We start from the raw sequence: 16,588 nt of genomic DNA on the forward strand, positions 1-16,588 counted from the left end.
CGTCGAACTGGTGGTCGACGTGCTCAATCGCTCGGCCGCCGACCTGCACCCCGATGGTCGACGCCTGGCATTGTCCATCGATCCGACAGCGCTGTGTGAGGTAGCCTGATGCCCTGTTTGAAGCCTGTCCTTTTGAAGAGAGATCTGCACTGATGGCCCTGGCAATTTTTGATCTGGATGAAACCCTGATTCACGGCGACTGCGCCACGCTCTGGAGCGAGCAGATGGGCCGCCTGGGCTGGGTCGACCCGGAATCGTTCATGCGCCGCAACAACGAACTGATGGATGCCTACAGCAAGGGCGAACTGGCCATGGAAGATTTCATGCTGTTCAGCCTGGAGCCAATGGCCGGACGTACTCCGCAGGAAATCGAACATCTGGTCGAGCCCTGGGTCGAGGACGTGATCGAGCCGCTGATCTACAGCGATGCCTGCACGGCCATCACCGGCCACCGCGACGCCGGCGACCGCATCCTGGTGATCTCCGCCTCGGGCACCCACCTGGTCAAGCCGATCGCCGAACGCCTGGGCATCGACGAAGTGCTGGGCATCGAGCTGGAAGTACTGCACGGCGTCTACAGCGGCCATACCACCGGCATCCTGACCTACCGCGAAGGCAAGATCACCCGCCTGCTGGAATGGCTCGACGCCGAAGGGGAAAATCTCGAAGGCGCGAGTTTCTATTCCGACTCGCGCAACGACCTGCCGTTGCTGCTCAGGGTCGATCACCCCCACGTGGTGAACCCCGATCCCGTGCTGCGCGAACAGGCGGAAAAGGCCGGTTGGCCGATTCACCAATGGAAATGAGGCGGCTGGCCTTGCAGCCGTCGGCATCGGCCCCCGAACATCGGGCGGCAGGCTGGCGATGAAAACCGGTTCCCGCTGTCGGAAACCAACCTTGTGGGTTCCAGCAGCGGGAGAAGTATTTCAAACAAGACAAATAGCAATAATTCTCGATATCATTCACGACTCCAGCCCTTGCCCCCTGAAGTCGTGAAGGATCGCCATGTCTCGTCCCAAGCCCGACCCCCTGTCGGCTGATACCTTTCGCGGGTTCTATGCGGACATCCTGCATTTCCTGCGCAAACGCACGGACAACGCCAGTGATGCCGCGGACATGACCCAGGATGTCTTCACCCAATGGCTGGACTACGACCAGCAAGCCAAGGTCGAGCAGCCACGAGCCTTCCTGTTCCAGATGGCACGCAATCTGCTGCGCGATCACTGGCGCAAGCAGAAGGTCAGACAAGCGGTGCACAGTGAGCAGGTCGACCCCGAGCAGGAGCCCGTGGCAGACGATCGCAACGATCCGCTGATCGCCGTACAGCGTCTGCAACGGCTCGAGCAATTGAAGGAGGTTCTCGCCGAACTCTCGCCTCGGCGCCGAGAAGCCCTTATGCTTGCCCGCTTCGAGGGCCTGAGTCAGGCTCGGATCGCTGAACGCATGGGGATTTCCGTCAGCATGGTGGAAAAACATATCGCCTTTGCCTTGCTGCACTGCAAACAGCGTCTGGAACAGGACCCTGGCAAGGAGCAGCCGGAATGACCCAAGCCACCGATATCGAGTTCGATGAAAACAGCGTCGAAGCCCAGGCAGCCAGCTGGTTTGCGCGCAATCGCGAGCAGGCTCCCGGCATCGACAAGGACTTCGAACAATGGCGGGCCACACCGGCCCACGCCAAGGCCTATGCCGAGTTCGAAGCCTTGTGGGCCGATCTGGCCGAACTCAGACAACGGAACAAACCGCTCCCCCTGCCTTCACGCCGCCACAAACCCTGGCGCCCGGCCCTGGCTGCGGCCGCCGCACTGGTCTGTGCGCTGCTGAGCAGCAATGTCGGAGCCCCCAACAGTCCTTACCGACATCAGGTCGCCGCCCATGCCGAAGGCACCCGCACGCTGAAACTGCCGGACGGCAGCACTTTGTATGTGAATGCCAACACGCGCCTGCGCATCAATTTCCGCAGCCTGCAACGGGATATCTACCTGGATCAGGGGCAGCTCTATCTGGAAGTCGCCGCCGACAAGGAACGCCCACTCTGGGTGCACGCCGGCAATGCGCGGGTGCGGGTGGTCGGCACCGCGTTCGATATGCGTCGCGGCCAGAAACAGCTGGTGGTCAGCGTCGCCCACGGCCAGGTTGCCTTCGAGCCCGAAGGCAATCCGAATACCGCAACCCTGCTCGAAGCCCGCCAACGCGGAGTCTACGACTACGCCAAAGGCACCGTGCAACAACAGGGGGTGAGTGCCGAGGAAATCGCCGACTGGCGCAGCGGCCATCTGACCTTTCGCAACCGTGAACTGCTCAGCCTGATCGACGAGTTGAACCTGTACCGCAGCAAACCGGTGCAACTGGCCGACGGTCCGCTGGCTCATTTCAAGGTTTCCGGCAGCCTTGATGCCAGTGACCCGGATGCCTTGCTCAACGCTCTGCCGGCACTGATCCCGATCAGGACCGTGGCTCTGGACGACGGTCAAGTCAGAATCGAAAGCCGCAAATAACCTTATATGCGAATATTTTGCATTCGCATGTGAGGTTTCTTTTCTCTGCCGCGTCTTCCTCCCCGATTGCGTTCTGAACGAACGCCTTTTTGGCCTTTGGCCACATCGGGGGATTCAATGTTTCGCGCTGCTCACGAACTGCTCCATCGCTGTTCCCGCCCCACCTTGATCGCGGCCGGTCTGGTAGCCAGCCTTCAGGTCCAGGCTGCTGACAAGGTCGCCCTGAACCTGCCATCGCAGTCCCTGGCGACCTCCCTCAGCCAGGTAGCGCAGAAGACCCGCATCCAGCTGCTGTTCGACGAGGACCAGTTGCGCAGCATTCCGGCCCGCGCACTGGAAGGCCAGTTCACCGCCCAGCAAGCCATCGGCCTGCTGCTCATGGGCGGCGGCTTCAAGCTGATCCAGGTCGGCAACACTTTCGTGGTACGCCAGATCGAGCCTGAACCGGCAGCCTATAAAGATGCCATCCAGTTGGGCGCGGTCAGCATCCTCGGCGACGGCAAGGAGGTCGATTCCAGCAGCGTCGGTCGTTCTACCCTGACCCGGGACGACATCGAGCGCAGCCAACCGAGCAACATACCCTCACTGCTCGCCACCCTGCCCGGCGTCAGCATGGGCGGTTCGATGAAGCCAGGCGGCCAGACCATCAACATCTGGGGCCTTGGCGATGCCGAGGACGTACCGCTGACCGTCGATGGCGCGAACAAGAGCAGTTTCGAACGCTATCAGCAAGGCACCATCTTCATCGAGCCGGAACTGATCAAGAGCATCGAGGTGGAAAAGGGCCCGCACTCGCCCGAAACCGGCAATGGCGGTTTCGGCGGCACCGTGCACATGGAAACCAAGGACGCTCCCGATCTGCTGGAAGAAGGTCGCAACAGTGGTGCCATGGTCAAGTACGGCTACGCCAGTAACAACCATGAACAGACCTACAGCGGTGCGGTCTATGGCCGTACCGACGATGGCAAGGCCGATGGCCTGGTGTTCCTGACCCAGCGTGACGGCGGCGACATGAAACTGGCCGAGGCCCCGCCCAACCCCAACAATCAGTACCCGGTCAATCCCAAGCGCATCCCCAACACCGCTCAGGACCTGGATGCGGTGCTGCTCAAGCTGAACCTGAACCTCACCGACGAGCAGAGCCTCAAGCTCTCCTATTCACGCTCCAACAGCGAGCGCTGGACACCCTTCTCGGCCCAGAGCTACCCGACTCCACCGACTGCGTCCAACATCCGCCTGTATGGCTACGAAGGCGCCCTGAAACGCATGCTGGCCAACCGTGAAACCATCGACACCACCTGGTCCGGCAAATACGAGTACAAGCCATCGGATAATCCGCTGGTGGATCTGCAGATCAAGTACTCCGAGTCCAACACCGACCAGACCGACGAACGCAACGCCAGCGCCTTCTTCAGCCTCGCCACCGGCGGGCGCAAGATGGATACCGACTACAAGGACCGCGAGCTGGAAATCAAGAACACCAGTCTGTTCGATAGCGGTTCCCTGCAACACGCGCTGACGGTAGGCACACAGATCCGCAAGCATGCCCGCGAAACCGAGATGTGGATGCCGGGCACCACCTACAACACCGCCCGCTACAACTACGGCCATTTCCAGCCGGCCTTCATGCCGCACGGCAAGGTCGACGCCAATGCCTTCTTCATCGAGGACGCCGTGACCCTGGGCGACTTTACCCTGACGCCATCGCTGCGCTACGACCACGTACGCAACCGTGGCGAAGCCAACGACGCGCCGTATTACTCGAACACAGATCCGGCCGTCGGCCATGACTACAGCGACCGCACCTACACCGGCTGGTCGCCACGCCTGGCGGCCTTCTGGCGAGTGACCCCGACCCAGGGCCTGTACGCCAACTACAGCAAGACCTGGCGTGCCCCGGTTATCGACGAGCAGTACGAAGTGCAAGGGGTGGGCAGCCGCACTGCGACCAGCGTCGACCTCGATCCCGAGCGCATCACCGCATTGCGTTTCGGCAGCATCAGCAACTTCTCCCAACTGCTCACCGAAAACGATGACCTGATGATCCGTACCACCTTCCTGCGCAACCGGATCGAGGACGAGATCTTCAAGGCCACCGGCGTAGGTTGCGAAAACCAGACGATTGTCGGCGGCACCATCAGCACGTCCTGCCCACCGGGCCCGATGTCCAACTACCGCAATGTCGGCGGCATGACCATCAAGGGTTTCGAGGTCGAGAGCTTCTACGACTCCAGCTACCTGTTCGGCCAGTTGTCGTATAGCTACCTGACCGGCAAGCGCGACAACCCCTATACCAACCCCTGGGGGTCGTCGGTCTGGGCGCGGGACATTCCACCGGCAAAATGGGTGCTGATGCTGGGTACCAAGATCCCCACCCTTGATGCCCGCGTCGGCTGGCAGGGCGTCTACGTACGCAAGACCGACCGCCTGCCCAGCGACAAATACAACAGTGGCCCGGGCACCAGCGTCGGCGACGCCTTCTACGACCAGTACGCCAACGACAGCTATGTGGTGCAGAGCGTGTTCGCCCAGTGGAAACCGCAGCAACGCTACCTGAAGGGGACGGAAGTGAACCTGACGGTGGATAACCTGATGAACCGCAACTACCTCCCGGAACTGAGCGGCGACCGCGCCTACAGTGTGGGACGCAACTTGAAGGTGAGCCTGACCCGCTACTTCTGACCATCAGTTGCCCCAATGAAAGCAGCTTCCAGTGGAAGCTGCTTCTTATGGAAACGACCTATCCGTGAACTCTGCTCACCTGTCGGGCTGCTTACCTGCCGGTACTCCTTACCTGTGGGGGACTGCTTACTTGTGGACACTGGTTTACCTGTGGGAGCGGGCTTGCTCGCGAAGAGGCCCTTGAAGGCTCCAAAGCTGCGCGGGCAAGTCCGCTCCCACAACAGCCCTTTGCCGCCGGCAAGAGCCTTGCTCCAGCCATGCCGCCATCAGCCGGCGTTCGCCCGCACCACACTCAACTCCCTGACCTGTGCACGTTTCTGGCTCAGGTAACGGGTACATCCGACCCGCAGGAACGAGGCGAAATTCACCACCTCCCCACGAAAATCCATCACCTCCTCATACAGGCGGGTGATCATCTGGTTGGTGGTCACAGCTTCCCCTTCGGCCATCTCGCTGAGGATGTCCCAGAACTGGTTTTCCAGGCGCAGGGTTGTCACCACCCCACCGATACGCAGTGAGCGGGAACGCGACTCATAGAGAATCGGATCGGCTTTGACGTAGAGCTCGCACATGGGCGCAGCCTCCTCCTACAAGGTGATTTGGGTGCCCAGCAGGCCCAGGAATGCCGCCAGCCAGCTTGGATGGGCCGGCCAGGCCGGGGCGGTTGCGAGATTGCCCTGGACATGGGCCTTGTCGACCGCGATATCGATGTAGCGGCCTCCGGCCAGGCGAACTTCCGGGGCGCAGGCCGGATAGGCACTGCACTCGCGACCATCAAGGATACCCGCCGCCGCCAGCAATTGCGCGCCATGGCACACCGCGGCGATCGGCTTGCCGGCCTTGTCGAAGGCCTGCACCAGTTGCAGCACCTTGTCGTTCAGGCGCAGGTATTCCGGGGCACGGCCACCGGGAACCAGCAACCCGTCATAGTCGGCGGCATCGACCTGGGCGAAATCGAAATTCAACGCGAACAGATGACCGGGCTTCTCGCTGTAGGTCTGGTCCCCCTCAAAATCATGGATCGCAGTGCGCACGGTCTGTCCGGCGGTCTTGCCAGGGCATACCGCATGCACTTGGTGACCGACCATCTGCAACGCCTGGAACGGCACCATCACTTCGTAGTCTTCGACGTAATCGCCAACCAGCATCAGGATCTTTTTCGCAGCCATGGTGGTGAACTCCTCTGGATGAACGCTTGGGCAAACAAGAGTAGCCAAGGTAGTCGCTGGACACCGGGGCAGGTAATCGCCGGCTACTACGGCTATCCGCAAACTGGAACTGTACGGACAACTCTGCACCTATCTGTAGCAGCCGCCGTCGCGGGTTTTATGGCTTGATGAACACTCGTTCTCCACCCTACTTTCGGTTCCCCCTTATGTCCTCCCGTGAAAACACCGGCATGCTGCTCGGCCTGCTGGGCGTCGTGATCTTCAGCCTGACCCTGCCCTTCACCCGCATCGTGGTGCAGGAAATCAACCCGATGCTCAACGGCCTCGGCCGGGCCTTGGTGGCGGCGATTCCGGCGGCGGCGCTGTTGCTCTGGCGACGGGAGAAATGGCCGACCTGGAGCCAGTTCAAGGGTTTGTGGCTGGTGATTGCCGGGGTGATCCTCGGCTTCCCGGTGCTGTCGGCCTGGGCCATGCAGAGTCTGCCGGCCTCCCATGGTGCACTGGTCAACGGCCTGCAACCGTTGTGCGTGGCGCTGTATGCCGCGTGGCTGTCCCACGAACGGCCGTCGAAAGCCTTCTGGGCCTGCGCCGCGCTGGGCAGCGCGCTGGTGCTGGGTTATGCCTTGCTCAGCGGTGCCGGCAGCATCCAGGCCGGTGACCTGCTGATGCTCGGCGCCATCGCCGTCGGCGGCCTCGGTTATGCCGAAGGTGGCCGCCTGGCCCGGGAAATGGGCGGTTGGCAGGTGATCTGCTGGGCGCTGGTGCTGTCGGTACCGGTATTGATCGGCCCGGTGCTGTACCTGGCCTGGCAGCATCAGGGGGCGATTTCCAGCAAGACCTGGTGGGCCTTTGGCTACGTGGCGATGTTCTCGCAGTTTCTCGGGTTCTTCGCCTGGTACGCCGGGCTGGCCCTGGGGGGCATCGCCCGGGTGAGCCAGATCCAGCTACTGCAGATCTTCTTCACCATCGCCTTTTCGGCGCTGTTCTTCGGCGAGCAGGTCGAGCCGGTGACCTGGCTGTTTGCCGCCGGGGTGATCGTCACGGTGATGCTGGGGCGCAAGTCCGGGGTGCGCCCGGCACAACCGGGCCAACTGCCGCCTGGGGTTCAGCTCAAGTAGCCATCGGCGCGCAGCAGGGTTTCCAGGCAGTGTTCCTGGATGGCGTAGAAGGCCTTGAGTTCGTCGATCTTCGCCAACAGCCGGGCCGGATCCTGGGGCTCGGCCCGCTTGACCGCGAGGATCATCTTGTTCTTGTTGGTGTGTTCCAGCGAAATGAACTCGAAGACCTTGGTCTCGTAGCCACAAGCTTCCAGGAACAGCGCCCGCAGGCTGTCGGTGACCATTTCCGCCTGCTGGCCCAGGTGCAGACCGTATTGCAACATCGGTTTGAGCAGCGCCGGGCTCTGGATCTGCTGGCGGATCTGTTTGTGGCAGCACGGCGAGCACATGATGATCGCCGCCCCGGAACGGATACCGGTATGGATCGCGTAGTCGGTGGCGATATCGCAGGCATGCAGGGCAATCATCACGTCCAGCTCGCTCGGCGCCACGCTGCGCACGTCGCCGCACTTGAACAGCAGCCCCGGATGTTCCAGACGCGCCGCCGCCGCATTGCACAGGCTGACCATGTCTTCGCGCAACTCGACACCGGTCACCTGCCCTTCGGTCTCCAGGGTGTTGCACAGGTAGTCATGGATGGCGAAGGTCAGGTAGCCCTTGCCCGAACCGAAATCCGCCACCCGCACCGGTTGGTCCAGCTTGATCGGTGAACTGCCCAGGGCGTGGGAAAACACTTCAATGAATTTGTTGATCTGCTTCCATTTGCGCGACATGGCCGGGATCAACTCGTGCTGCTTGTTGGTCACGCCGAGGTCGGTCAGGAATGGCCGGCTCAACTCCAGATAACGGTTCTTCTCGCGGTTGTGCTCGGCGGACGGCACCTCCCGCGCCTGCTGGGCCTTGCCCTTGAACAGGCTGCTCTTGCCCTTCTTGCTGTATTCAAGCTGGACCTCATCGGTCAACGACAGCAGGTGGGCATTCTTGAACGACGCCGGCAGCAGGGCGCCGATGGTCGCCACGCCCTCGGCCAGGGAAAAATTCTTGGTGATGTCGCGGGTCTTGTAGCGGTAAACGAAGGACAGGCACGCCTGGTCCTTGACCGTCAGTTGCTTGATGATCACCCGCTGCAGGTCCGCCTCGGTGCCCACGTACTTGGCCAGTACCAGCTTGATAAAGGCGTTCTGCGCCAGGCTGGTTTCGAGCAACTCGATGAACTGGGCGTGATGGTCCGGCACGGACTGGGCGGGTTTTGCAGTGACTGACATGAAAGAAGCGCCTCGGGCGTGCAGAAATCGGATCAGGGAATGCCGGGCATTGTATCAGCCCAGCATCACCAGGCGGTTCGGCAACTCGTTGCGCGATTGAGTCAAGGGCACATGGGTAGTGAGCAGCGTGCCGCAGGCCTCGATGCAGGTCACGAAGCCCTGTAGCGTCTGGCCCTGCCGGACCTGCTCGGTGAACGTCTTGACGATCGGCTCCCAGACGCTGTTGTCCAGGCGCCGGGAAATGCCCTCATCCACCAGGATTTCCACGTAACGCTCGGCCTCACTGACGAAAATCAGTACCCCGGTGCCGCCAACGGTGTGGTGCAGGTTCTGTTCGAGAAACTGCCGCCGCGCCAACCCCGAGGCGCGCCAGTGCCGTACCGAGCGCGGAATCAGCCGGCTGGTCACCGACGGAATGCGAAACACCAGGCACAGCAGGATAAAACTGCTCCACTGCACCGCCAGCAGGGTGTGGCCATTGAGCCAACCGAAGACGAAATTGATCACGCCCGGCACCAGCAGCGCCAGCAGGCTGGCCCAGAGCAACGGGAGATAGGCATAGTCGTCGGCGCGGCGGGCCAGTACCGTTACCAGTTCGGCATCGGTCTGGCGCTCCACCCGCGCGATCGCTTCGGCGACCTGGCGTTGTTCGTATTCACTGAGTAAGGCCATGGTTGTGCTGCTCTCTGATTATTATGGTTACCAACTGCCCGACGATCCGCCACCGCCGAAACTGCCACCGCCGCCGCTGAAACCACCACCGGAACGACCGCCACCGCTGCTCGAACCGCCCGAGCCACCGCCCCGGGGTCCGTAACCCATCAGTTGCATGATTGCGCAGAACAGCACGAACAACACGCACAGAAAGGCCGTCAGATAGGGGTGTCGCGAACCGAAATCACCCGCCGGCTCGGGTTTCTCTTCCACGGGACCGCCCAAGGTGTCGAGTATCGCCTCAACCCCGGCACGAATGCCGCTTGAAGCATTGCCACGCTTGAACTGCGGCACGATCAAGTGGTTGATGATCAGCGAGGCCCGGGCGTCGGTCAGACGATCCTCCAGGCCATAGCCCACTTCGATACGCACCTTGCGCTCGTCACGGGCGACGATCAGCAGCGCGCCATTGTTCCGGTCCTTCTGGCCGATGCCCCAGTGCCGGCCCAACTGGTAACCGTAGTCCTCGATACTGGTGCCCTGCAGGTCGGGCAGGGTCACCACCACGATCTGCTCACCGGTCGCCTTTTCGTGGGCCTGCAGTTCCTGGTTCAAGGTCGCGATCACCGGCGCCTCGATGAGCTGGGCATTATCCACTACCCGCCCGGTCAGTTCGGGAAACTGCAATTGGGCCCTGGCCGTCAATGCCAACGTGCACAGCAACAGCAACAAGGCACCTTTGAATATACGCATGTCTACCTCATCCGTGATGACACGGCCGGTCAGAATTTCACTTGCGGCGCCTTGTCGGCGTCCTGCGTGGTCGCCTCGAAGTTCGGCCGCAGTTGCAGATCGCTGTACATCAGGCTATGCCAGAGACGACCGGGAAAGGTACGGATCTCGGTGTTGTACTTCTCCACGCTGAGGATGAAGTCGCGCCGGGCCACGCTGATACGGTTCTCCGTGCCTTCGAGCTGGGACTGCAGGGCGAGGAAGTTCTGGTTCGACTTGAGGTCCGGGTAACGCTCGGAAACCACCATCAGCCGGCTCAACGCACCGGTCAACTGGCCCTGGGCCTCCTGGTACTGCTTGAGTTTCTCGGGGTTGTCCAGGGTACTGGCGTCGACCTGGACCGAGGTCGCCCGCGAGCGTGCCTCGACCACTGCGGTCAGGGTGTCCTGTTCCTGCTTCGCGTAGCCCTTGACCGTTTCCACCAGATTCGGGATCAGGTCCGCGCGCCGCTGGTACTGGTTCTGCACCTGGGCCCAGTTGGACTTCACCTGCTCGTCGTAGGTGGGAATATTATTGATGCCGCAGCCAGCCAGCACGCTGGTCAGCAGAGCCAGAGCGAGGACTCGCCAGCTCGAATGTAAACCCGATGGTGCCTGCATGCTCGAAACGCTCCTTGAAACGATAGTGAGAGGGCGGCTTTTCATACCCATGCTCAGGACATAATCCGCCAGCGGCACTGGAATGTATGAAGCCAATCAGCTAAAAGATGCCCAGCGCGAAAAACAGTTCAGTAGTGTGCTGGATTTATTGGCACAACAATAGTTGCTCCCTATAACGAAACAGCCCGACCAGTGCTCAAGCTGCAGTCGCGGGATCGGGCTCCCGAGATAATCATTCATGAAGAAGCTGTGTTTGCTGGGCCTTGCTGTCGGCCTGGCCAGTCTCCCGGTTGTGGCGGACACCAAGCCCGTCCCCGTCGAAAACAAGGACGCCTTCATCACCCACCTGATGAAGCAGATGACCCTCGAGGAAAAGATCGGCCAGTTGCGCCTGATCAGCATCGGCCCGGAAATGCCCCGCGAACTGATCCGCAAGGAAATCGCCGCAGGCAACATCGGCGGCACCTTCAACTCGATTTCCCGCCCGGAAAACCGTCCGATGCAGGACGCGGCCATGCGCAGCCGGCTGAAGATCCCGATGTTCTTCGCCTATGACGTGATCCACGGCCACCGGACCATTTTCCCGATCAGCCTGGGCCTGGCCTCCAGCTGGGACATGGACGCCATCGGTCGCTCCGGGCGCATCGCCGCCCAGGAAGCCAGCGCCGACAGCCTCGACATCACCTTCGCTCCGATGGTCGACATTTCCCGCGACCCACGCTGGGGCCGGACTTCCGAAGGGTTCGGCGAAGACACCTACCTGGTCTCGCGCATCGCCAAGGTGATGGTCCAGGCGTACCAGGGCAAGAGCCCGAGCGAACCGGACAGCATCATGGCCAGCGTCAAGCACTTCGCCCTCTACGGCGCGGTGGAAGGCGGTCGCGACTACAACGTGGTCGACATGAGCCCGGTGAAGATGTACCAGACCTACCTGCCGCCCTATCGCGCCGCCATCGATGCCGGTGCCGGCGGGGTAATGGTCGCGCTGAACTCGATCAACGGCGTACCCGCCACCTCCAACACCTGGCTGATGCAGGACCTGCTGCGCAAGGACTGGGGGTTCAAGGGCCTGGCCGTCAGCGACCACGGAGCGATTTTCGAACTGCTCAAGCACGGTGTCGCCAAGGACGGTCGCGAAGCGGCCAAGCTGGCGATCAAGGCCGGCATCGACATGAGCATGAACGACTCGCTGTATGGCAAGGAACTGCCAGGGCTGATCAAGTCCGGCGAAGTGCCGCAAAGCGATCTGGACAACGCCGTGCGTGAAGTGCTCGGCGCCAAGTACGACATGGGCCTGTTCAAGGACCCGTACCTGCGTATCGGCAAGGCCGAGGATGATCCGGCCGACACCAACGCCGAGAGCCGCCTGCATCGCGCCGAAGCCCGCGACGTGGCCAAGCGCAGCCTGGTGCTGCTCAAGAACGAGAAGCAGACCCTGCCCCTGCAGAAGTCGGCGAAGATCGCCGTGGTCGGCCCGCTGGCCAAGGCGCCGATCGACATGATGGGCAGTTGGGCCGCCGCCGGCCTGCCAGCACAATCAGTCACCCTGTTCGACGGCATGAGCCGTGCCCTGGGCGACAAGGGCCAACTGGTCTATGCCCGCGGCTCGAACATCACCACCGACAAGAAGGTCGTCGACTACCTCAACTTCCTCAACTTCGATGCCCCGGAAGTGGTCGACGATCCGCGTCCCGAGCAGCAGTTGATCGACGAGGCGGTGAAGGCCGCACAGCAGGCCGACGTGGTGGTGGCAGCGGTGGGCGAATCGCGTGGCATGTCCCACGAATCGTCGAGCCGTACCGACCTGAACATCCCCGAGACCCAGCGCAAGCTGATCGCCGCCCTCAAGGCCACCGGCAAGCCGCTGGTGCTGGTGTTGATGAACGGTCGTCCGCTGACCATCGGCCATGAACAGGATCAGGCCGACGCCGTGCTGGAAACCTGGTTCAGCGGTACCGAAGGCGGCAACGCCATCGCCGACGTGCTGTTCGGCGACTACAACCCGTCGGGCAAGCTGCCGATCACCTTCCCGCGCTCGGTCGGCCAGGTGCCGATGTACTACAACCACCTGACCATCGGCCGGCCATTCACGCCGGGCAAGCCGGGCAACTACACCTCGCAGTACTTCGACGAGGAAAACACCCCGCTGTATCCGTTCGGCTATGGCCTGAGCTACACCGACTTCAGCCTGAGCAACATGGCGCTGTCCTCGACAACGCTGAACAAGAGCGGCAAGCTCGACGCCAGCATCACCGTGCGCAACACCGGCAAGCGTGATGGCGAGACCGTGGTCCAGCTGTATATCCAGGACGTCGCGGGCTCGATGATCCGTCCGGTCAAGGAACTGAAGAACTTCCAGAAGGTGCTGCTCAAGGCCGGTGAAGAAAAGGTCATTCACTTCACCATCGACGAGAACGACCTGAAGTTCTACAACACCCAGCTCAAGTACGCCGCCGAGCCGGGCAAGTTCAACGTGCAGATTGGCCTGGACTCCCAGGACGTGACGCAACAGAGCTTCGAACTGCTGTAACCCTCCCCCTGCAGGAGACGGCTTGCTGGCCCTGATCGCCAGCAAGCCGGCGCCTACAAGTCAACGTCGGCCTGGCCGGGCGTGTTATCTTTTCTGCCCTCTCTCAAGCCCGTCGTTGCCCGCATGCCGCCGATTCCCCGTTCCCTGCGTCTGCTGCTCCATACCCTGCTGATCCTCGCAGGCACAGCGCTGGCCGCTGGCTGGGCCATGCACCGCGCCACACAACAGGCACTGCTGGACGACGCCGCACGCGGCCATGGGCAACTGGCGCTATATGCCAACTCCCTGCACACCCTGATCGAGCGCTACCGCGCCCTGCCAGCCGTCATCGCCCTGGACCCGGAACTGCGCCAGGCACTCAATGGACCGATCAGCGCGCAACAGCAGGATGTGCTCAACCGCAAGCTGGAACGCATGAACGGCGCCGCCCGATCCTCGACCCTGCAACTGCTCGACCGTAACGGTCTGTCGGTGGCGGCCAGCAACTGGCGTCTGCCCAGCAGCTACGTCGGCAACTACTACGGTTTTCGCCCCTACTTCAACCAGACCCGCAGCCAGGGCAGCGGGCACTTCTACGCGGTCGGCGTGACCAGCGGAATTCCCGGCTATTTCCTCTCCAGCGCGGTGTACAACGACCACGGCGAATTCATCGGGGCCATGGTGGTGAAGCTGGAGTTTCCCGAGATCGAACGCGAATGGAGCAAGGGCAACGACACCCTGCTGGTCAGCGACTCCCGCGACATCGTATTCATCGCCAACCAGCCGAACTGGCGTTATCGCCTGCTGCGCCCGCTGTCGGACAACGACCGCAGTGAAATCGGCCGCACCCGCCAATATGACAAGCAGCCGCTGGGCAACATCAAGCATCAGACCCTGCGCGTCTTCGACAACCACAGTTTCCTGAGCCGGGTTGAAACCCCCGACGGCAGCGCCGACCTGCTCTGGGACTCGCTGCCGCTGGAGACGGAGAACTGGACCCTGCACCTGCTGCGCAAGCCGCCAGTGGCCGCCGAGGAGCGGCGCAATGCCGCGCTGGCCGGTGCCGGCCTGTGGCTGACCGTGGTGTTTCTCGCGCTGTTCCTCAACCAGCGCTGGCGCCTGGCCCGGTTGCACCAGCGCAGCCGTGAGGAACTGGAGCAGTTGGTAGAGGAGCGCACCCGCGACCTGCGCACGGCCCAGGATGGCCTGGTGCAGTCAGCCAAGCTGGCGGCACTGGGACAGATGTCCGCCGCCCTGGCCCATGAAATCAACCAGCCGCTGACCGCCCAGCGCATGCAGTTGGCGACCCTGCGCCTGCTGCTCGACCATGGCCGGATCGAGGCGGCCCAAAAGGCCCTGGCGCCCCTGGAGCAGATGCTGACGCGCATGGCCGGGCTCACCGGTCATCTCAAGACCTACGCCCGACAAAGCCCCAGCGGACTGCGCGAACCGCTGGACCTGGCCTGCGTGGTCGACCAGGCGCTGCAACTGCTCGACCCGCGCCTGCGCGAAGACAATGTCAGCATCGTCCTGCACCTGACCCGGCCGGCCTGGGTACGCGGCGATGCGATCCGTCTCGAACAGGTGTTGATCAACCTGCTGCGCAACGCCCTCGATGCCATGCACGACAAACCCCTCAAGCGCCTGGAAATCCGCATCGAAGCCGATCAGCAATTGTGGCTGTTGACCGTCGGCGACAGTGGTGGTGGCATTGCCGAGGAACACCTGGCGAAGGTCTTCGATCCGTTCTTCACCACCAAACCGGTCGGCGAAGGCCTGGGCCTGGGCCTCGCGGTGTCCTACGCGATCGTCCATGAACAGAGCGGTCGCCTGAGCGTCGCCAACCAGCATGGCGGCGCCGTCTTCACCCTGGCACTGCCAATTGCTCTGGAGGCCCGCGAATCATGTTGAACTCGGTGATCGTAGTCGATGACGAAGCCAGCATTCGTCTGGCGGTGGAGCAGTGGCTGAGCCTGTCGGGGTTCTCGGTCCAACTGTTCAGCCGCGCCGAGGAATGCCTGGCACAACTGCCGGCAAACTTTCCCGGCGTGATCATCAGCGACGTGCGAATGCCCGGCCTCGGCGGCCTGGAACTGCTGGCGCGGGTGCGGGCACTCGACCCCGACCTGCCGGTGATTCTGCTGACCGGCCACGGCGATGTGCCGATGGCGGTCGAGGCGATGCGTGATGGCGCCTACGACTTCCTGGAAAAACCCTTCAGCCCCGAAGCCCTGCTTGGCAGCCTCGGGCGCGCGCTGGAAAAACGCCAGTTGGTGCTGGAGAACCGCCGCCTGCACGAACAGGCCGACAGCCGCTCGCGCCTCGATGCCTGCCTGCTGGGCGTTTCGCGCAGCCTGCAGACCTTGCGTCGCCAAGTGCTGGAACTGGCGCCACTGCCGGTCAACGTGCTGATCCGCGGCGAAACCGGCAGCGGCAAGGAGCGGGTCGCCCGTTGTCTGCATGACTTCGGGCCACGTTCGGCCAAGCCGTTCGTCGCCCTCAACTGCGCGGCGATTCCCGAGCCGTTGTTCGAAGCCGAACTGTTCGGCCATGAGAGTGGAGCCTTCACCGGCGCTCAGGGCAAGCGGATCGGCAAGCTGGAATATGCCGACGGCGGCACCTTGTTTCTCGACGAGATCGAGAGCATGCCGCTGGCCCAGCAGGTGAAACTGCTGCGGGTACTGCAGGAGCAGAAGCTCGAACGCCTAGGCTCCAACCAGAGCATCCCGGTCGACTTGCGTATCGTCGCCGCGACCAAGCCCGACTTGCTGGAAGAATCCCGCGCCGGGCGTTTTCGCGAAGACCTGGCGTATCGGCTGACCGTGGCCGAACTGCGCCTGCCGCCGTTGCGTGATCGACGAGAAGACATCCCCCTGCTGTTCGAACACTTTGCCCAGGACGCGGCCGAGCGTCTGGGACGCAGTGCGACGCCACTGAGCGGGGCGCAACTGAGTCGGCTACTGAGCCATGACTGGCCAGGTAACGTCCGTGAACTGGCGAATGCCGCCGAGCGCTCGGTACTCGGCCTGAGCGAACCGGAGCCCACCGGCATCGAGCCGGGCCAATCCCTGGCAGCCCAGCAGGAAGCCTTCGAAGCGCAATGCCTGCGTTCGGCACTGGCCCGGCACAAGGGCGACATCAAGGCGGTGCTTGAAGAACTGCAACTGCCACGGCGTACCTTCAACGAGAAGATGCAGCGCCACGGGCTGACACGCGAAAGCTTCCTGCTGGACGACTGACCACGCCACAGCGATACGCCGCAGGCATCGCGGCAATATCGGCGGAAATCCGCTCATGCCCCACGCCGGCATAAGCGGATTTCCGCTCACCAAATCGTCAAAACCCCTCTGGAACGGCCCTTC

At 62.5% G+C, this 16,588-nt stretch carries 14 protein-coding genes and 1 pseudogene; 9 read left to right on the top strand and 6 right to left on the bottom strand.

Annotated features, from left to right (window positions below; translation table 11 throughout):
- The 5 genes and pseudogenes from BLU37_RS29390 to BLU37_RS00020 all read left to right on the top strand — a co-directional run.
- Positions 1-109 (top strand): annotated as a pseudogene (locus BLU37_RS29390) (spermidine/putrescine ABC transporter ATP-binding protein); the annotation flags it as partial.
- Between the two features lie 43 nt (positions 110-152).
- Entirely contained in the window at positions 153-806 is a 654-nt protein-coding gene (locus BLU37_RS00005; RefSeq protein ID WP_090201857.1) for an HAD family hydrolase, read from the top strand.
- A 199-nt stretch (positions 807-1,005) separates the two neighbouring features.
- The gene (locus BLU37_RS00010; RefSeq protein WP_010449146.1) at positions 1,006-1,545 is read left to right on the top strand and encodes an RNA polymerase sigma factor; all 540 of its coding nucleotides are present in this window, start codon (positions 1,006-1,008) and stop codon (positions 1,543-1,545) included.
- Positions 1,542-2,498: a FecR family protein gene (locus BLU37_RS00015; protein WP_090201858.1), complete on the top strand. Its 957-nt coding sequence runs from the start codon at positions 1,542-1,544 to the stop codon at positions 2,496-2,498. Before BLU37_RS00010 ends, BLU37_RS00015 begins: the two co-directional genes overlap by 4 nt.
- A gap of 117 nt (positions 2,499-2,615) precedes the next feature.
- Positions 2,616-5,180 carry a TonB-dependent receptor gene (locus tag BLU37_RS00020; RefSeq protein WP_090201859.1) on the top strand — a complete coding sequence of 855 codons (2,565 nt, stop codon included), beginning with the start codon at positions 2,616-2,618 and terminating at the stop codon, positions 5,178-5,180.
- A 266-nt stretch (positions 5,181-5,446) separates the two neighbouring features.
- Here BLU37_RS00020 and BLU37_RS00025 read toward each other — a convergent pair whose 3' ends face one another.
- Both BLU37_RS00025 and BLU37_RS00030 read right to left on the bottom strand, forming a co-directional pair.
- Positions 5,447-5,752, bottom strand: coding sequence for a ribbon-helix-helix domain-containing protein (locus tag BLU37_RS00025; protein WP_090201860.1), 306 nt, complete (start codon positions 5,750-5,752; stop codon positions 5,447-5,449).
- A gap of 15 nt (positions 5,753-5,767) precedes the next feature.
- On the bottom strand, positions 5,768-6,349 hold the full coding sequence (locus BLU37_RS00030; protein WP_090201861.1) for a DJ-1/PfpI family protein: 582 nt from the start codon (positions 6,347-6,349) through the stop codon (positions 5,768-5,770).
- 206 nt (positions 6,350-6,555) lie between these two features.
- Between BLU37_RS00030 and BLU37_RS00035 the strand changes: the two genes are divergently transcribed.
- Complete coding sequence (locus tag BLU37_RS00035; protein ID WP_019362118.1) at positions 6,556-7,467, top strand: DMT family transporter; 912 nt, start codon at positions 6,556-6,558, stop codon at positions 7,465-7,467.
- Here the strand turns inward: BLU37_RS00035 and BLU37_RS00040 are convergent.
- Genes BLU37_RS00040 through BLU37_RS00055 form a run of 4 tightly spaced genes read right to left on the bottom strand, consistent with a single transcriptional unit; the run spans position 7,455 to position 10,717 of the window.
- Positions 7,455-8,672, bottom strand: a complete 1,218-nt coding sequence (locus BLU37_RS00040; RefSeq protein WP_090201862.1) for a class I SAM-dependent methyltransferase — start codon at positions 8,670-8,672, stop codon at positions 7,455-7,457. The genes BLU37_RS00035 and BLU37_RS00040 overlap by 13 nt on opposite strands.
- A gap of 54 nt (positions 8,673-8,726) precedes the next feature.
- Positions 8,727-9,344, bottom strand: coding sequence for a TPM domain-containing protein (locus BLU37_RS00045; RefSeq protein ID WP_029533359.1), 618 nt, complete (start codon positions 9,342-9,344; stop codon positions 8,727-8,729).
- A gap of 27 nt (positions 9,345-9,371) precedes the next feature.
- On the bottom strand, positions 9,372-10,079 hold the full coding sequence (locus BLU37_RS00050; RefSeq protein ID WP_019362121.1) for a TPM domain-containing protein: 708 nt from the start codon (positions 10,077-10,079) through the stop codon (positions 9,372-9,374).
- A gap of 29 nt (positions 10,080-10,108) precedes the next feature.
- A complete protein-coding gene (locus BLU37_RS00055; protein ID WP_010449157.1) occupies positions 10,109-10,717 on the bottom strand; it encodes a LemA family protein in 609 nt (202 codons plus the stop codon).
- A gap of 238 nt (positions 10,718-10,955) precedes the next feature.
- Here BLU37_RS00055 and bglX point away from each other — a divergent pair, with 238 nt between their 5' ends.
- The 3 genes from bglX to BLU37_RS00070 all read left to right on the top strand — a co-directional run bounded on the left by bglX (position 10,956) and on the right by BLU37_RS00070 (position 16,465).
- On the top strand, positions 10,956-13,247 hold the full coding sequence (gene bglX, locus BLU37_RS00060) for a beta-glucosidase BglX (RefSeq protein ID WP_090201863.1): 2,292 nt from the start codon (positions 10,956-10,958) through the stop codon (positions 13,245-13,247).
- Between the two features lie 123 nt (positions 13,248-13,370).
- The gene (locus BLU37_RS00065; RefSeq protein ID WP_090201864.1) at positions 13,371-15,137 is read left to right on the top strand and encodes a sensor histidine kinase; all 1,767 of its coding nucleotides are present in this window, start codon (positions 13,371-13,373) and stop codon (positions 15,135-15,137) included.
- Entirely contained in the window at positions 15,131-16,465 is a 1,335-nt protein-coding gene (locus BLU37_RS00070; protein WP_010449162.1) for a sigma-54-dependent transcriptional regulator, read from the top strand. The genes BLU37_RS00065 and BLU37_RS00070 overlap by 7 nt, the downstream gene beginning before the upstream one ends.
- The last annotated feature ends 123 nt before the right edge of the window (positions 16,466-16,588 follow it).

The organism is Pseudomonas asplenii (assembly GCF_900105475.1).
Classification (GTDB): domain Bacteria; phylum Pseudomonadota; class Gammaproteobacteria; order Pseudomonadales; family Pseudomonadaceae; genus Aquipseudomonas; species Aquipseudomonas asplenii.